This is a genomic window from Kitasatospora sp. cg17-2, assembly GCF_054031055.1.
This window is the reverse complement of the sequence record NZ_CM132923.1, coordinates 3,575,451-3,601,134: the sequence shown is the minus strand read 5'-3', so window position 1 is coordinate 3,601,134 and position 25,684 is coordinate 3,575,451. Positions and strand designations below refer to the sequence as shown.

Here is a 25,684-nt window from a genome sequence, read left to right as displayed (position 1 = left end):
CACTGAAACCCGGTGCTCCACTGAAAGTACTTTCCATCGCGGAAAGTGCGTGCCATAGTGGAATCAAGATCAACGATCACCACCGGGGGACTTCATGAGCGATTCCGTGCCCGTCGAGCTGTCCGCGGCCGAGGCGCTGGGCCTCGCCGCCCGGGCCCGCGCCGCCGCCCAGGCACCGCAGCTGGTGCCCACCTGGTACGGCGCCACCTTCGCGGCCGGCTTCTCGCTCTACGGCCTCGGCCTCGGCTACGCGCTGTGGGCGGACGCGAGCTGGCTGGCCGGCGTGCTGGGCGCGGTCTTCGCGGCGGCCAGCGGCGCCCTGGGGGCCGTCGTGACCCGTCGCGGCGGTGTCGCGAGGGGCTGGACGCCCGGCTACGGCGGACCGATGACGCGCTGGGTGGTGCTGGTCTTCGCCGGAGCCCTCGCCGTGGCCGGCGTCGTCCAGCTGCTGGGTGCCGACGCCCGGGGGACGTTCGGCAGTGCCGGTGTCACGGCCGGTGCGCTGTTCTGGCTGGCGATGGTGCGCGTGAACGCCCGGATCCGCCGTGAGGCGGAGGGCGTCTGATGGCCGGGCTCGACCCGCTGCTCCAGCACCCCACCCGGCTCACCGTGCTGGCGTTCCTCGGCGGCTGCATCGAGGCCGAGTTCTCCGCCGTCAGGGACTACTGCCAGGTCTCCGACTCGGTGCTCAGCAAGGCGGCGAGCGCGCTGGAGGAGGCGGGCCACCTGTCGGTGAAGAAGGGCTATGTCGGCAAGCGCCCGCGCACCTGGCTGGCCGCGACCCGGGCCGGTCGCCGGGCGCTCGCCGACCACCTGGGCGTCCTGCAGCACCTGGCGGCGGCGGCCGAGGCGGCGGGCCGGGAGGCGGAGAACCAGCAGCCGTGACCCCCTCCCGGGGCGCACGCCACCGAGCCACCGAGCCGCCGAGCGACCGGGCCGCCCCGACGCCGAGGCACCCCGACCGCCGACACCGAACCGCCCCGGCAGCGTCCTCACCGGGCCCGCCGCCAGGTGACCCGGCCGTGCGGCCCGTGCGGACCGGCGCAGAGGAGCACGGCCAGCTCGTGCAGCACCGGACCCGGGTCGCGGCGAAGCTGGACCGGGGTGGTGCGGACGACCGGGAGGCCGGCGGCGGTCAGCCGGTTGGCCCGGGTCAGACTCCGCTCGTGGTCGGCCGGGCGCAGGTGCCAGGCCCGGGAGTCGATCTCCAGGGCGACGCAGGCCTGCGGCCAGTACGCGTCCGGCACGGCCAGGAACCGCCCGTCGAGGAAGAGCACCGGGTTCCAGAGCGGCTCGGGGAGTCCGGCGCCGCGCACCGCGTCCCGGGCCTCGGCCTCGACCACCGACCGCACTCCGGCCGTCAGATCCTCCACCACCCGGGCCACCCCGGCCAGTTCGCGGGCCTCCGGCCGGGCGAGCAACTGGTCCAGCAGCTCGCCCAGTTCGCAGTGCCGCCGCTGGACGGCCTCGGCGCAGAGCGCGCGGAACCGGCGCCCTCCGCCCTCCCGGGGCGCGAGGTCGGCCAGCGCCCGGGCGCCCGAGGTGCTCCAGAGCCCGTCGTCGCGTTCGAAGCCGCCCGGCATCGCCCCGCCCGCGCGGTGGATCCGGACGAACCCCCGGTCGGCGACCCGTCGCCGGGCCGGGACCAGCACGTCCACCTCGGTGAGGTCCGCCGGGTGCCCGGCGGAGGGGAGGCCGGCGTCGGCGAGCACGGCCGCCCCGGTGAGCAGCACCTCCCCGGCCCGCGGCGGCGGTTGACCCTTGGGGCCCGCGTAGGCGAGTGCGGCCCGCAGCCGCTGATGCGCGGTCAGCCGGCCGGTCTGCAGGCAGATCACCCGGGGCAGCACCCGCTGCCACGGCCCGCCGGGCCGCAGCCGGTGCGCGATGCTCCCGGACGGCACGCCGAGCGCGCGCAGTTGGGCGCGGGTGACGATGTGCTGCTGGTCGCCGCCGACCAGCAGCAGCGGATCGACGACCGGTCGGGGGGCGGCCCGCGCGCGAGCGGCGACGGGCGGGCGCGGAACAGCGGCGACCGGGGTGACGGGCGGAACGGCGACGACCCGGGTGACAGGCGGAACACTGACAGGCGGAACACTGACGGGCGGAACAGCGACGGGCGGAACACTGACGGGCGGAACAGCGCCAGGCGGATCATCGGCGGACGGAACGGCGGCGACCGGGACGGCGAGGGTCATGCCGAGGTGCTTCCCGCCCGGTTCGGAGGTATGCGAAACATCGCCCGCCCGGGGAGTGCCCGGTCGAACCGGGTTGACGCCGGACCGGTGCGGACGGTGGGCTTGGTGCCCAAGATGACGATTCCTCACCCCGGCCCCGCGCTCGACGCGCTCCAGGGCCTCTCCGTCGGCGACGCCCTCGGCGCGCAGTTCTTCGTCCCCGCCACCGCGCGGGCCCACCTCTCCGCCCGCACCGACCCGCCCGGCCCGTGGCCGTGGACGGACGACACCGAGATGGCGTGCTCGGTGTACGCCGCCCACACCGAGCGCGGCGCGATCGACGTGTTCGACCTCACCCACGCCTTCGCCCGCCGGCACGACTTCGACCGGGGCTACGGTCCGGCCGCCAACCGGCTGCTGCGGCTGGTCCGGGAGGGCGGTGACGCCCGCGAGCTGGCCTCGGCGCTGTTCGACGGCCAGGGGTCGTACGGCAACGGCGCCGCGATGCGGGTCGCCCCGCTCGGAGCGGCGTACGCGGCCGACCCGGCGGAGGCGGTCCGCCCGGCCGTCGAGACGGCGCTGATCACCCACACCCACCCGCAGGCCGTGGACGGCGCGGTCGCCGTCGCGGTGGCCGCGGCCTGCGCGGTGCGGGCCCGCGGTGGCCGGACGGCGCCGGGGGACTTCCTGGCGCAGGTCCTCGGGCTGACCCCGCGCGGCGCCGTGCGCGACGGTCTGGCCGAGGCGGTCGCCCTGCTCGCCGAACCGGACCTCACCGTGGTGGCGCGGGTGCTCGGCAACGGCAGCCGGACCAGCGCCGCCGACACCGTCCCGTACGCGCTGTGGTGCGCGGCCCGGCACCTCACCGACTACCCGGCGGCGGTCCGGACGGCAGTGGCGGCCGGCGGGGACGCGGACACCGTGGCCGCGATCACCGGCGGTGTGGTCGCCGCGCACACCGGGACGGCGGGCATCCCCGCCGCCTGGCTGGCCGCCCGGGAGCCGTTGCCGGCCTGGGCCTTCGCCGAGCCGGGCAGCGTGTCCGCCGGCCGGGGCCGCGCGGAGATGCTGGTGCCGAGGCCGTGCCCGGTGCCGGACGTGCTGTGGACGGACGAGCAGTGGCAGCGGCTGCGCACCGGGGCCGGCCCGCTGCTCGGGGGCCGCCGGGCGACGGTGCACACCCAGGAGGGCACGCTCCGGCTCTGCGGTCCGGACGGCCACCCGTGGTGGGAACTGACGGTGGCGCCGGACCGGGCCGGCCGGCGTCCGGTCTCCGCCGTGGTCGAGGCCTGCCCCGGCCGGGCGCCCGAGCCGGACGGGGGCCGGGACAGCGACCTGCTGGCCAGGCTGCTGCGGGCCGCCGTCACGGACGGGCCGGTCGCGGACTGACGTCCCGGCCCGAGTGTCCGGACCCGCGCGGGTCCGGACACTCGGGCAACGAACCCTCCGGCCCCGAACCACCGGACCGCCCGAGCCCCTGGAGCTCCCGGAAATCCCCCCGAGAACCCCTCCGAGAAGCCCCTGGCGGAGGCCTCAGGCCGTGATCAGATGCCCCGCGCCGCCGCCGTGTCTAAGGCACTCCTGGTTGATCGCCGGATCCGGGGCGCTCGGCGAGGTCGCGGCGGCGATCCGCAGCTCGATGATGTCCCGCACGGCGGGCCACTCGTTGTCCAGGATCGAGTAGAACGCGGTGGACCTGACCACCCCGTCCAGCCCGCGCGAGTGCGCCCGGCGGACGCCCTCGCCGGTCGCGCCCAGCCGCTCGATGGCGGCCCGCGACCGCATGTTGCGGGCGTCGGCGCGCAGCGAGATCCGCTGCACGCCCCACACCTCGAAGGCGTGCCGCAGCATCAGCAGCTTGGCCTCGGTGTTGATGCCGGTGCCCTGGGCGCGCGGGGACAGCCAGGTGTTGCCGATCTCGGCGGCGTCCGGGACGGCCGTGGCCGGGTCGCCGAACGGCACGCCGGGAACCGGCGGCCAGACGAGCGGCCCCTGCCAGTAGTCGAGTTCCAGGAACCGGGTGGAGCCCACCACTCGGCCGTCGGCCTGGTTCACCGTCGCGAACGGCAGCGACCGGCCGGAGGCCTGGTCCGCCAGGGCGCGCGCGATGTACTCCCGGGCAGCTTCCAGGCCGTGCGGGACGGGAGTGAAGGCGTAAGTCGTACGGTCCTCGGCGCCGGCCTGGGCGATGGCCTCGGCATGATGCGCGGCGAGGGGCTCCAGCCGCACGGTGCGGCCGGTGAGGATGACAGGTACGGGCACGGAACCTTCGGTCCTTCGGCGGTCGGAGGGTGCTGGCCCGTGCCGGGGTGCGGCGAGGGTCAGCAGTGGACGGTTCGCCCCGCTCCGGAGTGCGCCCACCGGTGCCCGCGCACGCCGGAGGCCGGTCGAGCGGGGCGGGGAGCGACGGCCCGGAGTCGGGCAGCGCGGTGCCGGAACGGACACGGGTCGACGGACCGGTCCGGCGGGATGAGCGAGGGGACAGTGTGTGTCCGCGAGATGGCCGAAGAGGAAACGAGAGCGCGAAGGGAAGCAGGCGGCCAGATGAAGGCAAGATGCGTCGTGGGTGGCTGGCCGAGCACCGGTCCGGGTCGTGATCGACGGCGTTACGGACGACGTGACGACGACGCGACGATGCGAGGCAGCGAGAGGACGATACCCGCCAGAAGGCAATGCGTCACTTCGCGGCACACGAATGGCCGTCGGGGCTGGTCCGGGGCTTGCGGCGGGGACCGTTCGCACCCCCCTGACCAGGGACTTTCGGGCCGGGTGCGATCATGGTCCGGTCGGCCTCGCGGGGGCGCGCGACGGGCGGGGCGACGGGCGGGGCCGGGAAACGGGCCCGGCCCGGCGGGAATTCCGGCGGCACTCCGCACGCTGGACGAGGAGAGCCGGGCAGCAGTCCCAGCGCGGGCAGCCGCGCGGGGGCGTGCGCGGCGAACCGCGACGAGGAAAGAAACGGGGTGTGGGTGAGCGGTGCGTGATCCCCAGGCGCTGTACGAGCTGGACCAGCAGGGTGTGGCCGCGGTGGCCGCGGCGAGGGCCGCGCTGGCGGACACCGGTGCCGGCCTGGTGCTGCTCCACCACTTCGAGGGCTTCATGGACGCCGGCGAGGCGGGCGCCCAGGTGGTCGACCACCTGCTGGAGACGGGCGAGCCCCAGGTCGTCGCCCGCTTCGACCACGACCGTCTGGTGGACTACCGGGCCCGCCGCCCCGCGATGCTCTTCGACCGCGAGCACTGGTCGTCCTACGAGCCGCCGGAGATCCTCCTGCAGCTGCTCCACGACGCGGCCGGTTCCCCGTTCCTGCTGCTCACCGGTCCGGAGCCGGATGTCGAGTGGGAGCGTTTCGCCGCCGCCGTCCGGCAGCTGGTCGAGCGCTTCGACGTCCGGCTGGCCCTCGACTTCCACGGCATCCCGATGGGTGTGCCGCACACCCGCCCGGTCGGCCTGACCCCGCACGGCAACCGGCTGGACCTCGCGGCCGGCTACCCGCAGTGGTTCGAGCAGGCGCAGGTCCCGGGCAGTGCCCAGGCGCTGCTGGAGTACCGGCTGGCCGAGGCCGGGCACGACGTGCTGGGCTTCGCCGCGCACGTGCCGCACTACGTGGCGCGCTCGGCGTACCCGGCGGCCGCGGTGCTGATCCTGGAGGCCGTCCAGTCGGCGACCGGGCTGGTGCTGCCCGGCACGCTGCTGCGCGAGCGGGTGGACGAGGTGTACGCCGACATCGAGGAGCAGCTGGCGCAGGGCGACGGCGACCTCCGCTCGGCGATCCGCGGCATGGAGGGCCAGTACGACGCGGTGGCCGGTTCGCAGGGCCGGGAGAGCCTGCTGGCCGAGCCGGTGGACCTGCCCTCGGCGGACGAGCTGGGCCGCCGCTTCGAGCAGTTCCTGGCCGAGCACGAGCGCGGGCCGGAGTAGCGGGCCGGGCTGCGGTCGGCCCGAGCGGCAGGCCGGAGCGGTCGGCCCGCGCAGTCGGCCGGGCGGCCCCGGGTGACGGTTCCCGTCGCCCGGGGCCGCCCGCTGTCGGGGTGTCCCGCGCCGCCGGCGAAATTTCCCGTTCCGGACGGGAGCGATCGCGCCCGCCCGTCCGTTGGGGACTGCGGTGCCCGGGGGACGGGCCGTCGTAGGGAGAATGCCAGCGGCTCCTACCGGGGGGTTCCCGTGTCACTGTCCGTACGCCCGATCGGCACGCTCGGCGGCGTGTTGAGCGCGGGCCTCGCTGCCCTGCTGGTCGCGGGGTGCTCCGGCTCGTCCGGTTCGGAGACCGTCGCCGCGGCCGCCGCGGGCGGATCGGCGCCGCCGCGCGCCGCCGCCACCGGGCCCGCGCCGACCCCGACGCCCACGCCCACGCCCACCCCGACGCCCACCGGGCCGTACGTGGCGCTCGGCGACTCCTACACCGCGGGTCTGAAGATCAGCCCCCAGGTCGGGGAGCCCAAGGGCTGCTCCCGCTCGGCGGTCAACTACCCCTCGCTGGTGGCCCGGGCGCTCGGCCTGGCGGGCGAGCGGTTCCGCGACGTCAGCTGCAGCGGTGCCCGGACCGGCGACCTCACCGGCAGCCAGAGCACCGACGGCGGCGTCAATCCGCCGCAGCTGGACGCGCTCGGCCCGGCCACCCGGCTGGTGACCCTCGGGATCGGCGGCAACGACGCCGGGTTCATGGAGGTCGTCGGCCAGTGCGCCAAGGAGAACCTGGTGGACGCGATCAAGGGGCTGGTCGGCTCGGACCGGGCGGCGGCGCCCTGCCGGGACTCCTACGCGGCCGCGGACGGCGGGGACCAGGTGCAGCGCAAGGTGGACAGCGCCGGCGAGCGGCTCGGCGAGACCCTCAAGGAGGTCAAGCGGCGGTCCCCGCAGGCCAGGGTCTACGTGGTCGGCTACCCGGTGCTGCTGCCCGCGGACCCGGCGGGCTGCGTCCCGGTGCTGGGGTCGACCGTCGCGGGCGGGGACCTCGGCTTCCTGGTGGAGAAGGAGCAGCAGCTCAACGCCATGCTCAAGCGCCGGGCGGAGGCGGCCGGCGCGGTCTTCGTGGACCTCTCCGGGCCCTCGGCCGGTCACGACATGTGCGCGGGCGAGGCCGCCCGCTGGGTGGAGCCGCCGTTCCCGACGCAGGGCCTGGCGGCGATCCACCCCAACGCCAAGGGCCAGGAGGGCGCGGCCGAGGCCGTGCTCAAGGCGCTGCGGGGCTGACCGCCGCCCCCGACGACCGGGCCGGTGGCGGGCGTCGGCGGGCGTCCAAGGGTTCACGCCCCGGCCCGCGCGCGGTCGCGCGCGGCACACTTCCGGTGTCACAGCCGCGGCGTACGGTGAGGGGCATATGGACGACACCGCGCACCGCCTCACCGCCGCCACGACCCCGACCCCGTACGACCGCGCCGCCGAGGCCCGCTGGGTGCCCGAACCGGACAAACGCCCGGGGCGGACGGCGTTCCAGCGCGACCGCGCCCGGGTGCTCCACTCCGCCGCCCTGCGCCGGCTGGCCGGCACCACCCAGGTGGTCGCCCCGATGCGCAGCGACTTCCCCCGCACCCGGCTGACCCACTCGCTGGAATGCGCCCAGGTCGGCCGGGAGTTGGGCGCGGCGCTCGGCTGCGACCCGGACCTCGTCGAGACGGCGTGCCTGGCCCACGACATCGGCCACCCGCCGTTCGGCCACACCGGCGAGGAGGCGCTCGACCAGGCCGCCGAGACCTGCGGCGGCTTCGAGGGCAACGCCCAGTCGCTGCGGATCCTGACCCGCCTGGAGCCCAAGCGCTTCGCCCCGCAGGACGGCACGCCGGCCCGGCTGGCCCCCTGGCCGGGCCGCAGCGTCGGCCTCAACCTGAGCCGCGCCGCCCTGGACGCCGCCACCAAGTACCCGTGGCCGCACGGCGCCCACCCCGTCGACCCGGCCTCGCCCAAGTACGGCGTCTACGCCGACGACCTGCCGGTCTTCCGCTGGCTGCGGGCCGGTGCCCCGGCCGGGGCCAAGTGCTTCGAGGCCACCGTCATGGACTGGTCCGACGACGTCGCCTACTCGACCCACGACGTCGAGGACGGCCTCCAGGCCGGCCACATCGACCCGGTCGCGCTGCGCGCCCCGAGCGAGCGGTCCGAGCTGTTCAAGGTCGCCGAGCGCTACGCCGGGGACGCCGAGCCGGAGGAGCTGGCGGAGGCCCTGGACCGGCTGCTCGACAAGGACTGGTGGCCCGAGTCGTACGACGGCACCGCCCGGGCCCGGGCCGGGCTGAAGGACCTCACCAGCCAGCTGATCGGCCGGTTCTGCCTGGCCGCCGAGCAGGCCACCCGGGCCCGCTACGGCCCCGGCCCGCTGACCCGGTACGGGGCCGAGCTGGTGGTGCCGCGCGAGGTCCGGCTGGAGTGCGCGGTGCTCAAGGCGGTCGCCGTCCGTTACGTGATGCAGCGCGACGAGCAGGCCCAGCTGCGGGCCAGGCAGCGGATCGTCATCGCCGAGCTGGCCGAGGTCCTCACCCGGCGCGCCCCCGAGGTGCTGGACCCGGTGTTCGCCGCGATGTACGAGGAGGCGGAGGACGACCGCGCCGCCCTGCGCACCGTGATCGACCAGATCGCGACCCTCACCGACGCCTCCGCGCTGGCCCTGCACGCCCGGCTGACCGGCCCGGCCGGGTCCTGACGGGCGGCGGCCGGTCGGGCCCGCCGGAAGACCCGGCCGCCCCAGTAGACTTCCGGGGTGGCCGGGCGGATCAGGGACGAAGACGTACAGGCGGTGCGGAGCGCGCTGCCGATCGACGCCGTGGTCGGCGACTACGTACAGCTGACCAACGGCGGTGGCGGCGAGTACAAGGGCGTCTGCCCCTTCCACGACGAGAAGTCCGCCTCCTTCTACGTCAATCCGGCCAAGGGCGTCTTCCACTGCTTCGGCTGCCAGGAGAACGGCGACACCATCGCCTTCCTGATGAAGATCGAGCACTTCACCTTCGCCGAGGCCGTCGAGCGGATGGCGGCCCAGGCCGGCATCACCCTGCGTTACGAGGAGGGCGGCTACAGCCCCCGGCACCAGCAGGGTGAGCGCACCCGGCTGGTCGAGGCGCACAAGGTGGCCTCCGCCTGGTACCAGGAGCAGCTGGCCTCGCCCGAGGCCGAGATCGGCCGCCGCTTCCTGGCCGAGCGCGGCTTCGACGAGGAGTCCGCGCGGACCTTCGGCGTCGGCTACGCCCCGGTCGGCTGGGAGCACCTGGTGCGCTACCTGCGCGGCAAGGGCTTCACGGACAAGGAGATCCTGCTCGGCGGCCTGGCCTCGCAGGGCCAGCGCGGCGGTCTGATCGACCGGTTCCGGGGGCGGCTGGTCTGGCCGATCCGGGACATCGCGGGCGAGGTGATCGGCTTCGGCGCCCGGCGGCTGCGCGAGGACGACAACGGTCCGAAGTACCTCAACACCCCCGAGACGCCGATCTACAAGAAGTCGCACGTGCTCTACGGCCTCGACCTGGCGAAGAAGGAGATCGCCAAGTCCGGCCGCGCGGTGGTGGTCGAGGGCTACACCGATGTGATGGCCTGCCACCTGGCCGGGGTCACCTCCGCCGTGGCCACCTGCGGCACCGCCTTCGCCGAGGACCACATCAAGATCATCCGCCGGCTGCTGATGGACACCTCGCAGTACCGGGGCGAGACCGTCTTCACCTTCGACGGCGACGCGGCCGGCCAGAAGGCCGCGCTGCGGGCCTTCGAGGACGACCAGAAGTTCGCCGCCAAGACCTCCATCGCGGTCAGCCCCGGCGGCATGGACCCGTGCGAGCTGCGCCTCGCCAAGGGTGACGAAGCGGTCCGCGAACTGATCGACAACCCCGTCCCGCTCTTCGAGTTCGCGCTGGGATCGGCCGTCGCCAAGCACCGGGTGGACACGCCCGAGGGCCGGTCGGCGGCGCTGGAGGAGGCGGCGCCGATCGTCGCCAGGATCAAGGACCGCTCCATCCAGCACGAGTACGCCGTCCGACTGGCCGGCATGCTGGGCATCCTGGACGAGCCGTTCGTGGTCCGCCGGGTGGCCCAGCTGGCCCGCTGGGACCGCGAGCGCCAGCAGAACCCCCGGGCCAACGGCCAGCGCCGCCCCGAGGCGCCGCAGCCGGTCCGCCCGGCCCGTCCCGTCTTCGTGCTCAACCCGCGCGACCCGGCCCAGTTCGTCGAGCGCGAGCTGCTCAAACTGGCCCTCCAGCACCCGGACCTGGTCGCGCCGGCCTTCGACAACTACGCCGAGGACGAGTTCCCCACCCCGCCCTACACCGCCGTGCGACGGGCCATCGGCCAGGCCGGCGGCGCCGCGTACGGGGCCACCCTGGCCGACTTCACCAGCGTGGTGCGCGAGATCTGCCCGGACGACCGGGTGCGCTCCCTGGTCACCGAGCTGACCGTGGAACCGGTGCGCTCGCGCCGCAAGGTGGACGCCGTCTACGCGGGGGAGTTCCTGGTCAAGCTGCGGCTGCTGGCCGTGGACCGGCGGGTCGACGAGGTCCGCGCCCACCTCCAGCGCCTCGGCAACCGCGCCGCCGCGGAGGACCTGCACGCCGTGCAGACCGAGCTGTGGCAGCTCCAGCAGTACGGGCAGTCCCTGCGCAGCGGCGGTTCCGCGGCCCTCTGAAGCCTGTTCCGGAACGCCCGGGACCGGTTCGCGCCCCCGTTCAGAAAGTCCGCGCACGAGTCTCGGCCACGGAGCGTGGCGTGCCGCACACTGGAGGGCGTCTTCCTGCCTCCGCACAGCGCGGGTCCGCCGGAGTCGCGCCCGCCCAGAGGGGATGCCCGTGGACCGAGGCCTCGCCGCGACCGCCCAGCCGACCACCGATCCGCTCGCCCCGCCTCCGCCGTACGACGGCACCGCCGACCCGCCGGAGGACCACGGCCGGGCGGGGGCGGTACCCGTGGACGGCGTGCGCGTGCCCGTCCAGGGCCACCCGTCGGGGCACCCCGACGCCGAGGGGGCGGGCGGCCCCGAGGAGACCGAGGACGCCGAGGACGTCGGGGACGTCGGGGAGACCGAGGACGAGGACGCCGAGAACGCCGAGAACGCCGGGGGCGCCGGTCGGGAGGAGCCGGAGGACCACGAGGAGCGGCCCGGCCCGGGGCGCCCGGCAGCCGATCCGAGCGGGCCCGCCGCCGACCTGCTCCGCCAGTACCTCCGCGAGATCGGCCGGATCCGGCTGCTCACCGCCGCCGAGGAGGTCGACCTCGCCCGCCGGATCGAGGCCGGGCTGTTCGCGGAGGAACGACTGCACCGCGAACCGCCGCCCACCGACCGGCTGGCCGCCGAACTCGGCACCCTGGTGCTGATCGGCCGGCTCGCCAAGCGCCGGCTGATCGAGGCCAACCTGCGGCTGGTGGTCTCCGTCGCCAAGCGCTACATCGGCCGCGGCCTCACCCTGCTCGACCTGGTCCAGGAGGGGAACCTCGGGCTGATCCGGGCGGTCGAGAAGTTCGACTACGCCCGGGGCTACAAGTTCTCCACCTACGCGACCTGGTGGATCCGCCAGGCGATGAGCCGCGCGCTGGCCGACCAGGCCCGGACGATCCGGGTGCCGGTGCACGTCGTCGAACTGATCAACCGGGTGGTGCGGGTGCAGCGTTCGCTGCTCCAGGAGCGCGGCACCGAGCCCGGCCCGGCCGACATCGCGGCCGCCCTGGAGCTCACCGAGGAACGGGTGCGGGAACTGCTCCGCCTCGCCCAGGAGCCCATCTCCCTGCACACCCCGGTCGGCGAGGAGGACGACGTCGCGCTCGGCGACCTCATCGAGGACGCCGACGCGGCCTCACCCGCCGAGTCCGCCACCTTCCTGCTGCTGCGCCAGCACCTGGAGGCGGTCCTGGCCACCCTCGGCGAGCGCGAGCGCCAGGTGGTCCAGCTCCGGTACGGCCTGGACGACGGGCGGGCCCGCACACTGGAGGAGATCGGCGTGCTGTTCGGGGTGACCCGGGAGCGGATCCGCCAGATCGAGTCGAAGACCCTGGTCAAGCTCCGCGACCACGCCTTCGCCGCCCAGCTCCGCGGGTACCTCGAATAGCGAACGGCCGCCCGACGCGTCCGGTCGCCCGGTGGTGCGTCGTGCGGCCGCTCGGCCGGGGTCGGCCCGTCAGCCGGACGGGGTCGGCGCCGGAGCCGGGTCTGCGGCGGCCGTCGGCGGGGAGGCCGGGCCGACCGGGATCGGGGTGTTGGCGACCACGCGGGCCAGGTCGGAGATGCTGGCGGTGCAGGAGGTGCCCTCCGGCTGGGCCTGCTTGCCGCAGACCTGGAGCACGGCCGAGGGGTCGCCCGCGTTCACCATCTGCGAGTAGTTGTCGTACCCCCAGTGGATCAGCGCCGTCTCCGACTCGCCGGCGCTGGTGATGGTCGCCTGGTCGCCGGGCTGGCCCTCGGTGATGGCGGCCCAGGCCGCCTGGCACTTCTGGCTGTACCGGAGGTAGATGACGACCTTGCCGATGTTGGTGGTCAGCAGGGTGCGGGCGTCGCCGCCGCAGCCGGCTCCCTTGGGGTCCTTGTGCGCGCAGCCGAGGGCCTGGCAGGCCGGGACCGCCGGGGCGGGGTTGGCCGGTACGGCGGGCGGGGAGGTGCTCGCGGAAGTGCTCGGGGAGGCGGAGTCGACGGGCGCCGCCGGGGTGGAGGTCAGCACCGTGGCGGCGGTCGGTCCGACGTTGTCCTCGGTGTCGCCGGAGAAGTACCGCACCCCGGCGAGGGCCATCAGCAGGACCGCGACCACCGAGGCGGCGATCAGGGCCACGGACCGGCCGCGCACCGGGCCGGCCGGCCGGGCGGTGGCCCTGGCGAGGTCGGGAGCGGGGACGGAGGCGGGGGTGCTCCCGGCCGCGGGGTCGTCGTCGGCCGGGCCGTCCGCCCCGGTGGCGTCGGTCGGCGAGCCCCCGGTCGTGGCGGTGGCGGCCTCCCCGTCGGCGCCCGGGCCCCGTCCGGGCCCGTCCGGGACCGCCGCGGTCTCCGGGGCCTCGGAGGTCGCCGCCGTGTCATCTGCTGCCGTGTCACCCGCCGCGGTGTCACCTGCTGCCGTGTCACCGGACGTCGCGCTCTCGGCCGCGGTCTGCTCCCACAGGGCCCGCAGCTTCGGCCCGTCGCAGTCGACGGCTCCGACCAGCGCTTCGAGCGCCTGCTCAGTGATGACCCGCTTGCCGTTCAGCCAGCGTTCCCAGGAGGCCCGGCTGTAGTGGGTCCGGGCGGCCAGCTCGGAGAGCGAGAGTCCGGTCGCGTCCTTGACGGCCCGGAGTTCCTCCGTGAGGAGCCTGGCAGGGTCGGACAGGTCGTCGGGCAGCTGCTTCCAGGCGGAACCCATGCGGTCTCTTCCAAACGTGCGAGGCGGGCGGGGCGGGCGGTGCTGGAGCCGGTCCGGGCCCCGTGACGTGTCCGCGTCTCAAACCTCGACGGCCCGGTGTCCCAATACCCAGGTCCTGGCGCTGAGACGGACGGAAGTGTCTCACAACACCGGGAGACGCTCGAACATTCATATGGCGGTCGGGCATTGTTCTTTCCGCCGGAGCGGTCCGCCGCCCCGGTCCCACCGCCCGGGCGCCGCCCCTACGGCCCCGGTGCCGCCGTTCCCTGACCCCCCACCGGTCCGAGACAGTCTCACGGGGGGATACTGCCCCGGACCGCAGGGACGCACGGTGGGAAGGGCGTCCCACGCTGTCTCAAGCAAGCCCTTCCCACCGTGATCACGGCCCCGCGCGCCCGCCCCCGACCCACCCGCCGGCGACCTGCTCACGGCGACCCGCCCGTCGGCGGCCCACCTGCCGCGGACTCAGTGGTGGAAGGCCGTCCGGACCGGCACGCCGAGGTCCTTGAGCGGGACCGGCTGGCTGCGCAGCTCCGGCAGCAGTCGCTCCAGGTCCGTGAGCAGCAGCTCGGCGAGGTCGCGGGAGAACCCGTTGCGGCAGACCACCCGCAGGACCGCGAGGTCCTCCCGGTTCGCCGGGAAGGTGTACGCGGGCACCTGCCAGCCCCGCTCGCGCAGCCGTCGCGACACGTCGAACACGTCGAACGGCACCTCGTCCGTGGTGGTGAACGCGAACACCGGCAGCTCGTCGCCCCGGGTGATCAGCCGGAAGCCGTCGAGGCCCTCGATCTCCCCGGCCAGATAGCCGGCCACCTCCCGGCAGACGCCCTGGACGGCCCGGAAGCCGGCCCGGCCCAGCCGCAGGAAGGTGTAGTACTGCGCGACCACCTCGGCGCCGGGCCGGGAGAAGTTCAGCGCGAAGGTCGGCATCTCGCCGCCCAGGTAGTTGACCCGGAACACCAGCTCCTCGGGCAGCGCCTCGTGGTCCCGCCAGAGCGCCCAGCCGACGCCCGGGTAGACCAGTCCGTACTTGTGACCGGAGGTGTTGATGGAGGCGACCCGGGGCAGCCGGAAGTCCCAGGCCAGGTCCTCGTCCAGGAACGGCGCGACCATGGCGCCGGAGGCGCCGTCCACGTGCACCGGCACGTCCAGTCCGGTGCGCTGCTGGAGGTCGTCGAGCGCGGCGCAGATCGCCGCCACCGGCTCGTAGGAGCCGTCGAAGGTGGAGCCGAGCACCGCGACCACACCGATGGTGTTCTCGTCGCAGAGCCCGACCGCCTGCTCGGGACCGAGGTGGAAGCGCTCGCCGTCCATCGGCGCGGTGCGGGCCTCGACCTCCCAGAAGGTGCAGAACTTCTCCCAGCAGACCTGCACGTTGACGCCCATCACCAGGTTGGGCCGGGCGCCGGCGGCGTAGCGGTCGGCGTTGCGGGCCATCCAGCGGCGCTTGAGCGCGAGTCCGGCCAGCATGCAGGCCTCGCTGGAGCCGGTGGTGGAGCAGCCGACGGCGGCGTCCGGGTCCGGGGCGTTCCACAGGTGGGCGAGGATCGACACGCAGCGACGCTCCAGTTCGGCGGTCTGCGGGTACTCGTCCTTGTCGATCATGTTCTTGTCGAGGCACTCGGTCATCAGCCGGGTGGCCTGGACGTCCATCGAGGTGGTGACGAAGGTCGCCAGGTTGAGCCGCGCGTTGCCGTCCAGCAGCAGCTCGTCGTGGATCAGCTGGTACGCGGTGTCGGCCGGGACCGGGCCGTCGGAGAGCCGGTGCAGCGGGGGTGACAGCGCCATCCCGCCGAGCGGGTCGGCGGCGGTGCCGACGAACGGTCCGACGGTCAGCCGGCGGTCGTCACCGGCGCCCTTGTGCAGTGCCATGGCGAATCCGCCGCCCTTCCGTCCGGTGGCCCGGGGTCGCCTTCCACGCTGCCACCGGTCGCCGGGTGCCGCATCCGCTGCGGCGGCGGGCCCCGCGGTCCGGGTACCCCGCCCCGGTGCTCTCAGCCGGCCGTCTCCGGGTGGATCTGCTCGCGGGCGGCCCGGTACTGCTGGCGGACCGCCGATCCGACCGCCAGGTCGTGCTCGGCGTCCGGGGTGACGGTGACGGCCCCCGGCAGCTCCCAGCGCGGCGGCTCGGGCGTCCCGGCCAGCGCCCAGGCCGCCTGCCGGGCCGCTCCGCGCGCCGCGTGGGCGCCCGGGGGCGGGACGACCACCGGGACGCCGAACAGCTGCGGCGCGACGTGCCGCACCGCCTCCAGCCGTCCGGCGGCGCCCAGCAGGAAGACCCGGTTCACCTCGACGCCTCGGGCGCGCAGCACGTCCAGGGCGTCCGCGCTGTTGCAGAGCATGCCCTCGACGGCGGCCCGGGCCAGGTGCTGGGGGGACATCGACTCGGCCCGCAGGCCGGTCAGGGTGCCGGCCGCGTGCGGCAGCGCGGGCGTCCGCTCGCCGTCCAGGTAGGGGAGCAGCACCAGCCCGTACGCGCCGGGGGAGGACTGCATCGCGAGGTCGCTGAGGCCCTCCAGGTCGCGGCCGAGCAGGGCGGCGGTGGAGCGCAGCACCTGGGCGGCGTTCAGGGTGGCGACCATCGGCAGGTGGCGGCCGGTGGCGTCGGCGAAGGAGGAGACCAGCCCGGTGGCGTCCACCACGGCCTGCTCGTGGACCGCGAAGATCGTCCCGGAGCTGCCGAGCGAGACCACCGCGTCCCCGGGGCCGAGGCCGAGGCCCAGCGCGGCGGCCATGTTGTCCCCGGTGCCGGCCGAGATCAGCAGGCCCTCGGGGGTGTGGCCGGCGGGTTCGGCGGGGCCGAGCACGTCCGGCAGCCTCAGCTGGTGGCCCAGGGCCAGTTCGACCAGGTCCTGGCGGTACTCGGCGGTGATCGGGGACCAGTAGCCGGTGCCGGAGGCGTCGCCCCGGTCGGTGGTGCGGCGCCTGGGGTGGCCGAGCAGTTGCCAGACCAGCCAGTCGTGCGGGAGCAGCACCTCGGCGACCCGCCGGGCGTTGGCCGGCTCGAACTCGGCGAGCCAGCGCAGTTTGGCGACGGTGTACGTGGGGCCGGGGACGGCACCGATCGCCGCCGTCCAGGCCGCGGGGCCGCCCAGCTCGTCGACCAGGGCCGCGGCGGCGCCGCCGGCGCGCGGGTCGTGCCACAGGATCGCCGGCCGGACCAGCACGCCGCCGGCGTCGAGGCCGATCAGGCCGTGCTGCTGCGCGCTGACGCCGATCGCCCGGACGCCCTCCAGCAGTCCGCCGGCCGCCGCGTTGCCGAGGGAGTGCAGCCAGAGCTGCGGATCGGCCTCGCCGGGGCGGGCGTCGGGGTCCTCCGGCGCGGGGTGCTCGGCCTTGCCGGAACGCAGGACGGCGCCGGTGGCGGAGTCGCACGCGACGATCCTGGTGCGACCGGTGGAGCTGTCTATCCCCGCGACGATGGCCATAGTCGAGATCATGCCTCAGTGGGCGTCCGGACGCGGCCCGGCCGGGCAAGTTCTGCCCGTTCGGTACCGCGTCCGGGAGCCCCGGTCCGGCCGGGCGCCACCGAGGCGCCGCCCGGCCTCCGGACCCGCCCCGGGCGCGGCGGCCGGGGTGGGTCCGGGGTGACGGTCGGGGCGACGGTCAGGGGCGGAAGGTGCCCCAGGCGTCGTCCTCGGCCTTCGGCCGGTTGAAGTACGGCACCCGGTCGGTGACGGCGTTGGGCAGCCGGTCGCCGACCTTGTCGGCCACGGCCCCGGCGGCCTTCCCGGCGACCGCGCCGGCCTGCTGGCGGGCCTTGTCCGTCGCGCCCTGGACCTTGGGGTTCTGGGCGACCTGCCGGGTGACCCTGGCGATCTGCTCGTACCGCTGGCGCCCGGCCCGTGTGCCGAGTACGTAGCCCGCTGCGAGTCCGACGCCGAACGACAGCTTCCACATGGTCGGATTCCACCCTCTCCTGGCGGCCATTGCCGCGTTGCCCTACCCGTCTGTCGGGACGGTGAACCGTCGGTGACCCCAGCATCCACGGACGGGGCCCGGAGCGCGCGGGGAGCGCGCCCGGCGGGACCGGCCGGCGGCGGCCGGGGAAAGCGATTGGCGGACCACCCCCCCGAGTGCGCTAATGTATGTCCCGCAGCGAGCGCCGAGGAGCCCGGGAGACCGGGGGCCGAAGCGGAAGCTCGATCCCCCATAGCTCAATTGGCAGAGCAGCCGACTGTTAATCGGCAGGTTATTGGTTCGAGTCCAATTGGGGGAGCCGAGGTGGTGGCCTTCGGGCCCATCACCCGTACGTGGTACGGCTGTTGCGTACCGCGATCCCGCATAGCTCAATTGGCAGAGCAGCCGACTGTTAATCGGCAGGTTATTGGTTCGAGTCCAATTGCGGGAGCTGCGCCGGGTCCGCCCGGTGACTGCTCAGAGCGAAGGCCCCTCGGTAGACCGGGGGGCCTTCGTGTTGCCCGGGGCCGCCCGCGGGGAGCCCGCCCGGGCCGGCCGGAGCCCGCCTGCCGGGAGCCCGCCCGGGCCCCGACCGGCGGCCCGGGCTCAGGTCAGGGCCTGCTGGTACAGCTCGGCGACCCGTTCGTCGAAGGTGATGCTGTACGAGGTCTGCGGCGTCGCGCCGCCCTCCTGGTAGCCGCCGATCACCCCGATCACCCGCCCGTTGGTGGTCAGCCACGGGCTGCCGCTGGTGCCGTCGGTGTAGCCGCCGCAGTCGAACCGCTCCTGGGTCGGGCTCTGCGAGGCGGTCAGGCCCGAGCAGGTGATCGGCTCGTCCCGCTCGTTGGGGTAGCCGGTGACCGAGACCGCCAGGCCGAAGCCCTGGTCGGTGCCGAGCGGGTTGCCGCCGACGGCGTCCTCGACCTGCCGGCCGTTCACCGGCCGCACGGTGACGAACGCCACGTCGTACTCGGGGTCGTCCTCGCTCTCCCAGCGCGGGTCGACGGTGATCGACTCCACCGGCCAACTGCCGTACGGCGAGTACCCGTTGCGGTAGCCGGGGGTGAACACCAGGCCGTCCAGCAGACCGATCCGGCGGCTCTGCACGCAGTGCGCGGCGGTGACCAGCAGATTGCGCCGAGGGCTGCTCACCACGCTCGCCGTGCACGCCCTGGGGCCCTCGGGGGTGTGCACGGACAGGGTGCCGATCCGGTCCCAGGCGGGGTTCTGCGGCGCGACCGAGGCCGTCCGGCCCTCCTCGCCCCCGCCGCAGGCGATGGCGGCGGCCAGCAGCAGGGCCGCCAGGGCGAGCGTCCGGGCCGCGCGCGCGGGTCGAACCGGGCGGGAGGGCATCGGTGCTCCGTCTGGTCCTCGGGGGCGGTCGCCGCCGGTCATGCGTCCGCCGTTCGAGAGCAAGATCTATCAGGCCGGGCCCGGCCGCGCCACTGCCGCCGTCCGACTCCCGACCCCCCGTCATCCGGCCCCGCCCGAGCGCCCACCGGGCCCGGCCGCCCCCGGTGCGCACCCGTGTGCGCCCCCGGCGCGCACCACGGGTGATCGACCGGCTATGCTGCCCGGGACGGCCTTTCGGGGCCGTCTGCTGCTGCCGCGACCGGCCTGCCGTCGCGCGCTGCGAACCGGGGCGGTAGCTCAGCCGGTTAGAGCAGGGGACTCATAATCCCTTGGTCGTGGGTTCGAGTCCCACCCGCCCCACCTCTCACGCCCGCGCGGGCGGCCCCCCGGCTGGGAAAACCCTAGGGGATCAAGCCCGCCGCCACGCCACGACGCGCCGGAATTCACCCGCTCGTGGGCATCGCCCGGCCACCCCGCCACCCCCTCCGTCCGAGGCCCGTGCTCCCGGACGTCCCTCCCCGGTCCACCGATCGGTTGATCCCCCCTCCACCGCGCCCGCCGACCGCCGGGACCGTTCGGTCGATCCGCCGCCGGGGCCCCGCGCGGGAGGCTCGTAGCGGGCCGGGAACACGGCCGGGAGCGAGCGGAACGAGGGGGAGCGGCGACATGGCCGTGATCGAGGTGACGGGGCTGGGCAAGTCCTACGGGCGCCGGCGGGTACTGGAGGACGTCTCGTTCCGGGTGGAGCGGGGCGAGGTGTTCGGCCTGCTCGGGCCCAACGGCGCGGGCAAGACCACCGCCGTGGAGTGCTGCGAGGGCCTGCGCCGGGCCGACGCCGGAACGGTCCGGGTGCTCGGGCTGGACCCGGTCCGGGACGCCCGCCGGCTGCGGCCCCGGATCGGCGTCCAGCTCCAGCAGGCCCAGCTGCAGGGGGCGCTGCGGGTCGGTGAGGCGCTGGAACTGTACGCCGGGCTCTACCCCGACCCCCGGGACTGGCGGGAGCTGCTGGACGAGTGGGGGCTCGCCGACCAGAGCCGGACCCCCTTCGACAAGCTCTCCGGCGGCCAGCGCCAGCGGCTGTTCGTCGCGCTCGCGCTGGTCGGCAACCCCGAGGTGGCGTTCCTGGACGAGCTGACCACCGCGCTCGACCCGCAGGGCCGCCGCGACACCTGGGAGCTGGTCCGCCGGATCCGGGACAAGGGCGTGACGGTGGTGCTGGTCTCGCACTTCATGGACGAGGTCGAGGCACTGTGCGACCGCGCCGCGGTGCTCGACGGCGGGCGGATCGTCGCCACCGGCACCCCCGCCGAGCTGGTCGCCCGCTCCGGGGCCGGCGGCACCCTCGGCTTCCGCCCCACCGCGCCGCTGGACCCGGCCCGGCTGGCGGCCCTGCCCGGGGTCACCTCGGTGGAGGAGCGGGGCGGCCGGATCGAGGTCACCGGCACCGGGGACTTCGCCGACCGGGTCACCGGGCTGCTGGCCCGCGAGGGGATCGTCGTCACCGGCCTGCGGATCCGCGAGCACGGACTGGACGAGGCCTACCTCGCGCTCACCCGGCACGACTCCTGAGCCGTACCTCTCCTGAGCCGGCGCCGCTCCCGAACCGGCGCCGCTCCCGAGCCGCCACCACCGCACCCGAGGGGACCACCACCGTGAACCGCACCGCCCACGCCGTCCGCCGCCTGGCCGTCGCCGAGACCCGGCTGTTCCTGCGCGACCCGATGACCGCCTTCTTCACCCTGCTCTTCCCGGTCGCCCTGTTCGGCGTGCTGGGCTCCGTCCCGGCCCTGCGCAAGGCCTCGCCGGACGCGCACGGCCTGAGCACGGTCCAGCTGTACGCGCCGATCCTCGCCGTCCTCGCGCTGATGATGCTCGGCCTCAACGGCCTGCCCTCGCTGCTGGCCACCTACCGCGAGCGCGGCGTGCTGCGCCGGATGTCCGCGAGCCCGGTCCGCCCGGCGCTGCTGTTCGGGGCGCTGCTGCCGCTGTACCTGGGCATCGCCACCGTCTCGATGCTGCTGGTGACGGCGCTCGCGCCGGTGCTGGGGGTGGGGCTGCCGCGGAGCCCGGCGGCCTTCGCGCTGGCCTTCCTGCTCGCCGCCGCCGCGATGCTCTCGGTCGGCCTGCTGCTGGCCGCGGTCGTCCCGTCCGCGAAGGCCGGCAACGCGGTCGGCGCGCTGGCGCTCTTCCCGATGATGTTCTTCTCCGGGCTCTGGCTGCCCCGCGAGTTCGCGCCCGCGGTGCTGAACCGGATCGGTGACCTCACCCCCGGCGGGGCCGCCGCGCAGGCTCTCCAGGACTCCTGGGACGGCCGGTTCCCGCACGCCGTGGCCCTGCTCACACTCGCGGCGTACGCCCTGCTCGCCGGTGCCGCGGCTGCCAGGCTGTTCCGGTGGGAATGATCAAGGCCGACCCGGCGGACGAGGGTTCGCTCGGAGCCTGGCAGCGGCGGCTGGACCGCGCTGCCGGGCTGCTCGGCTACGTGGGGCTGCTGATCGCCACCGGGCTCGTGCTGCTGGTCCCGGTGCCGACCGCGCGGTCCGTCCGGGCCACCCTGCCGGCCGCGGCGCTCGCCCTGCTCTGGCTGCTGCTGCGCTCGGCGCTGGACCGCCGCCCCCGGCCCGACGGCGGGGCGCGGTTCGCCGGCGCCCACTTCCTCGGACTGCTCGCGGTGACCACCGTCCTGGTGCTGGACAACCCGCTCTACGGCTTCTTCGCCTTCAGCTGCTACCTGCACGCGGCCCAGTACCTGCGGGGCCCGGCCAGGGTGCTGGGCACGGTGGTGGCGGCCGTCCCGACCGCGCTGGCCCAGAGCGGCGGGGTGCTGCCGACGAGCCCGGGGCAGGTCGGCGGGTTCCTCGCCGTCCTCGCCTTCAACCTGGTGGTGGTCGGGGTGCTGCTCGCGCTGAGCGAGGTCGCCGACCGGCTGAGCCGCCAGCGCAAGCGCGCCAACGCCGAACTCGCCGAGGCCAACCGGCGGCTGTCCGGGATGCTGGCCGAGAACGCCGGACTGCACGCCCAACTGCTGGTCCAGGCCCGCGAGGCCGGGGCCGCCGACGAACGCCGCCGGTTCGCCCAGGAGATGCACGACACCGTCGCCCAGGGCCTGGCCGGCATCGTCACCCAGCTCCAGGCCGCCGAACAGGTCCGGGAGCGCAGCGCGGCGGACGCCGACCGGCACCTGGCCAACGCCGTCGGCCTCGCCCGGGAGAGCCTCACCCAGGCCCGCCGGGCCGTGCACGCGCTGCGCCCGCTGGAGCTCGAACGGGCCGCGCTGCCGGAGGCGATCGCCGAGCTGGTCGAGCAGTGGCGCGAGCGCAACAGCGCCGCCGCCGCGCTGACCGTCACCGGCGAGGCCCGCCCGCTGCACCCCGAGGTCGAGGTGACGCTGCTGCGGATCGCCCAGGAGTCGCTGGCCAACGCCGGCCGGTACGCCCGGGCCTCGCGGGTCGGGCTGACCCTCTCGTACATGCCGGGGCTGGTCACCCTCGACGTCCGGGACGACGGCGTCGGCTTCGACCCGAGGGCCGAGCCGGCCTCCCGGGCCACCGGCGGCGGCTACGGGCTGGACGTGATGCGCCGCCGGGTCGGACGCCTGGCCGGGCGGCTGGACCTGGAGACCGAACCGGGCGCCGGGACGACGGTGTCGGCGACCCTGCCGGCGATCAGCGCGGAGGAGTAGGACCGTGGACGAGGACGCGACGACGATCAGAGTGCTGCTGGTGGACGACCACCCGGTGGTCCGGGACGGGCTGCGCGGCATGTTCGCCGCCGCCCCCGGCTTCGAGGTGGTCGGCGAGGCCGGGGACGGCGCCGAGGCGCTGGTGCTGGTCGCCGCGCTGCGCCCGGACGTGGTGCTGATGGACCTGCGGATGCCGCGGATGGACGGCGTCACCGCGATCCGCGAGCTGGCCGAGCGTGGCCTGCCCGCGCGGGTCCTGGTGCTCACCACCTACGACACCGACGCCGACGTGCTCCCCGCCGTCCGGGCCGGCGCCACCGGCTACCTGCTGAAGGACGCGGCCAGGGAGGATCTCTTCCACGCCGTCAGGGAGGCCGCCCGCGGCGCCTCGGTGATCGCGCCGACCGTCGCCGCCAAGCTGCTGGGCCAGGTCCGGGAGCCGGTCGGGGAGCCGGCCCGGGAGGAGCTGAGCCCGCGCGAGCTGGAGGTGCTGGAGCTGGTCGCCGCCGGATCGACCAATCGGGAGGCGGCGGCCCGGCTGTTCATCAGCGAGGCCACCGTGAAGACCCATCTGATCCACGTCTACGCCAAGCTCGGCGTCAAGGACCGCGCCTCGGCCGTCGCCGCCGGCTTCAACCGGGGCCTGCTCACCCCCACCGGTCGCCCGTAAGCTGGCCGGATGCTCGAATCCGCGCTGCTGCCGACCCCGCTGGTGGACTGCACCGACGAGGCGCTCGCCAGGGCCGGGGTGGAGCTCCGGCTCAAGCGGGACGACCTGGCGCACCCGCTGGTGCCGGGGAACAAGTGGCGCAAGCTCGCGCCGAACCTCGCTGCCGCCGTCGAGGGCGGCCACACCCGGCTGGTGACCTTCGGCGGCGCGTACTCCACCCATCTGCGGGCCGTCGCGGTGGCGGCCGGGGCGCTCGGACTGGAGAGCGTCGGGCTGGTCCGCGGCGAGGAGCTGGCCGACCGGCCGCGCAACTGGTCGCTGCGGGCCGCCGAGGCGGCCGGGATGGAGCTGGTGTTCCTGACCCGGGCCGAGTACCGGGAGGCCGCCGGCCGGGCCGGGGAGGGGTCGGGGTGGCGCTGGGGCCCCGGCCTGGTGCTGCCGGAGGGCGGCTCCAACGGCCTCGCGGTCATCGGCGCGGCGGAGATCGTGGCGGAGCTGGACGACCTGGGCGGGCGCGACGTGGTCTGCTGCCCGGTCGGCACCGGCGGCACGCTGGCCGGGATCGCGGCCGGGCTGCCGCCGGGGGCGCGGGCGCTGGGCGTGGCGGTGCTGCGCGGCGGCGAGGGGTACCTGGAGGCCGAGGTGACCGGGCTGCACCGGGCGGCGTACGGGCGGGAGTTCGACGGCTGGCGGATCGACCACGGGCACCACGGCGGCGGGTACGGCCGGGTGCCGGCCGCGCTGGAGGAGTTCGCGGTCGGCTTCGAACGGCGGCACGGGATCGCCCTGGAGCGCCGTTACGTGGCCAAGCTGCTGGCCGCCGTGCACGATCTGGCCGGGGCCGGCGCCTTCCCGCCCGGCACCCGGCTGACGGCCGTGGTCACCGGCCTGCCCGACCCGGCCGGGCCCTGACGGCGGAGGGCCGGGCCGGGCGGGAAGGGTGTGCGGCTCCCGGCCTCAGCCGAAGGTGAGGTTGGCGCAGGGGTCGGAGTCGGCGGTGCGGCTGTTCTCGGCGATGCCGCCGGGGACGCCGGTGGGCAGCGGTGCGGTGGGGGCGGCGCCGGGGGTACCGACCGCGGTGGGTGCGCCGGCTCCCAGGGCGACGCCGACCGCGGCGGGCGTGCCGCCGGGCACGGGCCGGGAGGCCGGCGCGGTGGCGGTCGGGGGAACCGGGCGGTAGTCGCGCCCGAGGGTGACCGTGACGCCCTCGGAGCCCGGCTCCACGGTCGTCCTGGCACCGGGGAAGAGCGTGGCGAGCTGGTCGGCGACGGCCTTGAACGGCGGGTCGTAGGCGATCTCGGTGCGCAGCCGGCCGCCGGTGGTGGCGCCCAGCGAGACGTTGGTGAAGCCCTGGGCGCGGATCGCCGCGGAGCCCGCGCCGGCGAGTCCGTCGGTGCCGACGCCGTTGACCACGGTGATCGTGGTGGCGAGCTGCTCGGTGCTGAGCGGGGTGGCGGCCGGCGCGGGGGTCGCGGCGCCGTCGCCGGCGGCGGGAGAGGGGCCGGCGGTGCCGCCCTCCGGCAGCAGGCCGGTGCTCTGGCCGTCCAGGGTGCGGTCCTCGCGGAGCAGTCGCCACAGCGTGTCCACGTCGGGGTGGACCAGGTCGACCCGGCCCTTCTGCACGGTCGAGAACTGCCAGGGGGCGGTGACGAAGGTGATGTCGGACAGCTTGATCTGCTGCAGCGACTGCGCGAAGTCGACCAGCTTCATCGCGGTGCCGAGGCCCTCGTCGACGGTCAGCGAGCGGGTGGCGGCGTCGGCGAGCGGGAGCAGGGTCGGCAGCGAGAAGCCCTGGGACTGGATCTTGCGGATCATCGCGGAGAGGAAGGCCTGCTGACGCTTCATCCGGCCGATGTCGGAGTTGTCGCCGAAGCCGTAGCGGGCGCGGAGGTAGTCGACGGCCGGCTGGCCGGCGATCTTCTGCAGGCCCTTGCGGAGCTTGATGTTGTGCGAGTTGACGTCGTTGGGGACGCAGACCTCGACGCCGTTGATGGCGTCGGTCATCGCGGCGACGCCCTTGAAGTCGACCACGATGGTGTGGTCGATCCGCAGCCCGGTGAGCGCCTCGACGGTGTTCTGGGTGCAGGCCGGGTTCCCCTTGGGGGACTCGCCGACGGTGAAGGCCTCGTTGAACATCTGGTTGGTGCGGGGCTTCGTCCAGTCGCCGCTGGGCAGCCGGCAGGACGGGACGGTGACCAGGGTGTCGCGGGGTATGGAGACACCGACGGCGTGCTTCCGGTCGGCGTAGACGTGCAGCAGGATCGCGGTGTCCGAGTGGCCCACCCCCACGTCGCCGCCGCCGAGGTCGGAGTTCCCGTCGTTGCGGGTGTCCGAGCCGAGCAGCAGGACGTTGACCGGTACCGAGGCGCCGGGAGCGGTGGGTGCCGGGGCGGGCGGGCGCTCGGTGGCGACGCCGCCGGCGTCGAAGGTGCTGATGTTGGTGTCGAGCCGGTGGTAGAACCAGGCTCCGGCTCCGGCCACGGTCAGCACCAGGACGGCCGCGAGTCCTATGACGGTTCGTATGACACGTCGACGGCGCGAGCTGCCGCTCATCCTTCCCGCCCCCCGTTTTCCGTTCTGGGACCCCACCCGGCCGCCGGTCGGCGGGCGGGTGCCT

General features: G+C 75.2%; 21 protein-coding genes and 3 tRNA genes. 16 read left to right on the top strand and 8 right to left on the bottom strand.

The window, feature by feature from the left end; genetic code table 11:
• Nucleotides 1–94 precede the first annotated feature (94 nt).
• Together ACW14Y_RS14835 and ACW14Y_RS14830 are read left to right on the top strand one after the other, a co-directional pair.
• Nucleotides 95–565 carry a hypothetical protein gene (locus ACW14Y_RS14835; RefSeq protein WP_380300640.1) on the top strand — a complete coding sequence of 157 codons (471 nt, stop codon included), beginning with the start codon at nt 95–97 and terminating at the stop codon, nt 563–565.
• A complete protein-coding gene (locus ACW14Y_RS14830) occupies nt 565–885 on the top strand; it encodes a transcriptional regulator (RefSeq protein WP_380300642.1) in 321 nt (106 codons plus the stop codon). Before ACW14Y_RS14835 ends, ACW14Y_RS14830 begins: the two co-directional genes overlap by 1 nt.
• A gap of 107 nt (nt 886–992) precedes the next feature.
• On the opposite strand, the gene ACW14Y_RS14825 is transcribed toward ACW14Y_RS14830, so the two are convergent.
• Entirely contained in the window at nt 993–2,195 is a 1,203-nt protein-coding gene (locus ACW14Y_RS14825; RefSeq protein WP_456987097.1) for a hypothetical protein, read from the bottom strand.
• 114 nt (nt 2,196–2,309) lie between these two features.
• Here ACW14Y_RS14825 and ACW14Y_RS14820 point away from each other — a divergent pair, with 114 nt between their 5' ends.
• Nucleotides 2,310–3,563 carry an ADP-ribosylglycohydrolase family protein gene (locus tag ACW14Y_RS14820; protein ID WP_456987095.1) on the top strand — a complete coding sequence of 418 codons (1,254 nt, stop codon included), beginning with the start codon at nt 2,310–2,312 and terminating at the stop codon, nt 3,561–3,563.
• Nucleotides 3,564–3,707: 144 nt separating this feature from the next.
• Here ACW14Y_RS14820 and ACW14Y_RS14815 read toward each other — a convergent pair whose 3' ends face one another.
• Nucleotides 3,708–4,436: a GNAT family N-acetyltransferase gene (locus ACW14Y_RS14815; RefSeq protein ID WP_266269302.1), complete on the bottom strand. Its 729-nt coding sequence runs from the start codon at nt 4,434–4,436 to the stop codon at nt 3,708–3,710.
• A gap of 714 nt (nt 4,437–5,150) precedes the next feature.
• Between ACW14Y_RS14815 and ACW14Y_RS14810 the strand changes: the two genes are divergently transcribed.
• The 5 genes from ACW14Y_RS14810 to ACW14Y_RS14790 all read left to right on the top strand — a co-directional run bounded on the left by ACW14Y_RS14810 (nt 5,151) and on the right by ACW14Y_RS14790 (nt 12,187).
• On the top strand, nt 5,151–6,095 hold the full coding sequence (locus ACW14Y_RS14810) for a PAC2 family protein (RefSeq protein WP_030395815.1): 945 nt from the start codon (nt 5,151–5,153) through the stop codon (nt 6,093–6,095).
• A gap of 243 nt (nt 6,096–6,338) precedes the next feature.
• Nucleotides 6,339–7,367: an SGNH/GDSL hydrolase family protein gene (locus ACW14Y_RS14805; RefSeq protein WP_456987093.1), complete on the top strand. Its 1,029-nt coding sequence runs from the start codon at nt 6,339–6,341 to the stop codon at nt 7,365–7,367.
• Between the two features lie 127 nt (nt 7,368–7,494).
• Nucleotides 7,495–8,811, top strand: a complete 1,317-nt coding sequence (locus ACW14Y_RS14800) for a deoxyguanosinetriphosphate triphosphohydrolase (RefSeq protein WP_380300651.1) — start codon at nt 7,495–7,497, stop codon at nt 8,809–8,811.
• 57 nt (nt 8,812–8,868) lie between these two features.
• Nucleotides 8,869–10,773 (top strand): DNA primase, encoded by a 1,905-nt coding sequence (gene dnaG, locus ACW14Y_RS14795; RefSeq protein WP_380300653.1) that lies wholly within the window; start codon nt 8,869–8,871, stop codon nt 10,771–10,773.
• A gap of 154 nt (nt 10,774–10,927) precedes the next feature.
• Nucleotides 10,928–12,187, top strand: coding sequence for an RNA polymerase sigma factor (locus ACW14Y_RS14790; protein ID WP_456987090.1), 1,260 nt, complete (start codon nt 10,928–10,930; stop codon nt 12,185–12,187).
• Between the two features lie 69 nt (nt 12,188–12,256).
• Here the strand turns inward: ACW14Y_RS14790 and ACW14Y_RS14785 are convergent, their stop codons facing one another.
• From ACW14Y_RS14785 to ACW14Y_RS14770, 4 genes are all read right to left on the bottom strand, one after another.
• The gene (locus ACW14Y_RS14785; RefSeq protein WP_402721671.1) at nt 12,257–13,462 is read right to left on the bottom strand and encodes a helix-turn-helix domain-containing protein; all 1,206 of its coding nucleotides are present in this window, start codon (nt 13,460–13,462) and stop codon (nt 12,257–12,259) included.
• 465 nt (nt 13,463–13,927) lie between these two features.
• Nucleotides 13,928–15,334: a glutamate decarboxylase gene (locus ACW14Y_RS14780; protein WP_380300659.1), complete on the bottom strand. Its 1,407-nt coding sequence runs from the start codon at nt 15,332–15,334 to the stop codon at nt 13,928–13,930.
• Nucleotides 15,335–15,456: 122 nt separating this feature from the next.
• Entirely contained in the window at nt 15,457–16,890 is a 1,434-nt protein-coding gene (locus ACW14Y_RS14775; protein ID WP_380389509.1) for an FGGY family carbohydrate kinase, read from the bottom strand.
• 178 nt (nt 16,891–17,068) lie between these two features.
• The gene (locus ACW14Y_RS14770; RefSeq protein ID WP_037781098.1) at nt 17,069–17,362 is read right to left on the bottom strand and encodes a hypothetical protein; all 294 of its coding nucleotides are present in this window, start codon (nt 17,360–17,362) and stop codon (nt 17,069–17,071) included.
• 246 nt (nt 17,363–17,608) lie between these two features.
• Between ACW14Y_RS14770 and ACW14Y_RS14765 the strand changes: the two genes are divergently transcribed.
• Nucleotides 17,609–17,681 (top strand) — tRNA-Asn (locus ACW14Y_RS14765).
• 59 nt (nt 17,682–17,740) lie between these two features.
• Nucleotides 17,741–17,813 (top strand) — tRNA-Asn (locus ACW14Y_RS14760).
• 155 nt (nt 17,814–17,968) lie between these two features.
• Here the strand turns inward: ACW14Y_RS14760 and ACW14Y_RS14755 are convergent.
• The gene (locus ACW14Y_RS14755) at nt 17,969–18,715 is read right to left on the bottom strand and encodes a trypsin-like serine peptidase (RefSeq protein WP_380387461.1); all 747 of its coding nucleotides are present in this window, start codon (nt 18,713–18,715) and stop codon (nt 17,969–17,971) included.
• A gap of 286 nt (nt 18,716–19,001) precedes the next feature.
• On the opposite strand from ACW14Y_RS14755, the gene ACW14Y_RS14750 reads away from it, so the two are divergent.
• From ACW14Y_RS14750 to ACW14Y_RS14725, 6 genes are all read left to right on the top strand, one after another.
• Nucleotides 19,002–19,075, top strand: a tRNA-Ile gene (locus tag ACW14Y_RS14750).
• A gap of 306 nt (nt 19,076–19,381) precedes the next feature.
• Nucleotides 19,382–20,284, top strand: a complete 903-nt coding sequence (locus ACW14Y_RS14745) for an ABC transporter ATP-binding protein (protein WP_456987086.1) — start codon at nt 19,382–19,384, stop codon at nt 20,282–20,284.
• 83 nt (nt 20,285–20,367) lie between these two features.
• Nucleotides 20,368–21,117: an ABC transporter permease gene (locus ACW14Y_RS14740; RefSeq protein ID WP_078880287.1), complete on the top strand. Its 750-nt coding sequence runs from the start codon at nt 20,368–20,370 to the stop codon at nt 21,115–21,117.
• Nucleotides 21,114–22,397 (top strand): sensor histidine kinase, encoded by a 1,284-nt coding sequence (locus ACW14Y_RS14735; protein WP_456988168.1) that lies wholly within the window; start codon nt 21,114–21,116, stop codon nt 22,395–22,397. Before ACW14Y_RS14740 ends, ACW14Y_RS14735 begins: the two co-directional genes overlap by 4 nt.
• Nucleotides 22,398–22,401: 4 nt before the next feature.
• Nucleotides 22,402–23,067 carry a response regulator gene (locus tag ACW14Y_RS14730; RefSeq protein WP_380300669.1) on the top strand — a complete coding sequence of 222 codons (666 nt, stop codon included), beginning with the start codon at nt 22,402–22,404 and terminating at the stop codon, nt 23,065–23,067.
• A gap of 9 nt (nt 23,068–23,076) precedes the next feature.
• Nucleotides 23,077–23,979: a 1-aminocyclopropane-1-carboxylate deaminase/D-cysteine desulfhydrase gene (locus ACW14Y_RS14725; protein ID WP_380300671.1), complete on the top strand. Its 903-nt coding sequence runs from the start codon at nt 23,077–23,079 to the stop codon at nt 23,977–23,979.
• Between the two features lie 45 nt (nt 23,980–24,024).
• Here the strand turns inward: ACW14Y_RS14725 and ACW14Y_RS14720 are convergent, their stop codons facing one another.
• Nucleotides 24,025–25,620, bottom strand: coding sequence for an LCP family protein (locus ACW14Y_RS14720; RefSeq protein WP_380300673.1), 1,596 nt, complete (start codon nt 25,618–25,620; stop codon nt 24,025–24,027).
• Nucleotides 25,621–25,684 lie beyond the last annotated feature (64 nt).

What these genes read in the sequence shown, in the direction of transcription:
- ACW14Y_RS14835 (WP_380300640.1), top strand. Translation starts at nt 95, where the DNA reads ATGAGCGATTCCGTGCCCGTCGAGCTGTCCGCGGCCGAGGCGCTGGGC.
- ACW14Y_RS14755 (WP_380387461.1), bottom strand. Translation starts at nt 18,715, where the DNA reads ATGCCCTCCCGCCCGGTTCGACCCGCGCGCGCGGCCCGGACGCTCGCC.
- ACW14Y_RS14800 (WP_380300651.1), top strand. Translation starts at nt 7,495, where the DNA reads ATGGACGACACCGCGCACCGCCTCACCGCCGCCACGACCCCGACCCCG.
- ACW14Y_RS14820 (WP_456987095.1), top strand. Translation starts at nt 2,310, where the DNA reads ATGACGATTCCTCACCCCGGCCCCGCGCTCGACGCGCTCCAGGGCCTC.
- ACW14Y_RS14775 (WP_380389509.1), bottom strand. Translation starts at nt 16,890, where the DNA reads ATGGCCATCGTCGCGGGGATAGACAGCTCCACCGGTCGCACCAGGATC.
- ACW14Y_RS14720 (WP_380300673.1), bottom strand. Translation starts at nt 25,620, where the DNA reads ATGAGCGGCAGCTCGCGCCGTCGACGTGTCATACGAACCGTCATAGGA.
- ACW14Y_RS14790 (WP_456987090.1), top strand. Translation starts at nt 10,928, where the DNA reads ATGCCCGTGGACCGAGGCCTCGCCGCGACCGCCCAGCCGACCACCGAT.
- ACW14Y_RS14825 (WP_456987097.1), bottom strand. Translation starts at nt 2,195, where the DNA reads ATGACCCTCGCCGTCCCGGTCGCCGCCGTTCCGTCCGCCGATGATCCG.
- ACW14Y_RS14770 (WP_037781098.1), bottom strand. Translation starts at nt 17,362, where the DNA reads ATGTGGAAGCTGTCGTTCGGCGTCGGACTCGCAGCGGGCTACGTACTC.
- ACW14Y_RS14725 (WP_380300671.1), top strand. Translation starts at nt 23,077, where the DNA reads ATGCTCGAATCCGCGCTGCTGCCGACCCCGCTGGTGGACTGCACCGAC.
- ACW14Y_RS14780 (WP_380300659.1), bottom strand. Translation starts at nt 15,334, where the DNA reads ATGGCACTGCACAAGGGCGCCGGTGACGACCGCCGGCTGACCGTCGGA.
- ACW14Y_RS14735 (WP_456988168.1), top strand. Translation starts at nt 21,114, where the DNA reads ATGATCAAGGCCGACCCGGCGGACGAGGGTTCGCTCGGAGCCTGGCAG.
- ACW14Y_RS14830 (WP_380300642.1), top strand. Translation starts at nt 565, where the DNA reads ATGGCCGGGCTCGACCCGCTGCTCCAGCACCCCACCCGGCTCACCGTG.
- ACW14Y_RS14785 (WP_402721671.1), bottom strand. Translation starts at nt 13,462, where the DNA reads ATGGGTTCCGCCTGGAAGCAGCTGCCCGACGACCTGTCCGACCCTGCC.
- ACW14Y_RS14745 (WP_456987086.1), top strand. Translation starts at nt 19,382, where the DNA reads ATGGCCGTGATCGAGGTGACGGGGCTGGGCAAGTCCTACGGGCGCCGG.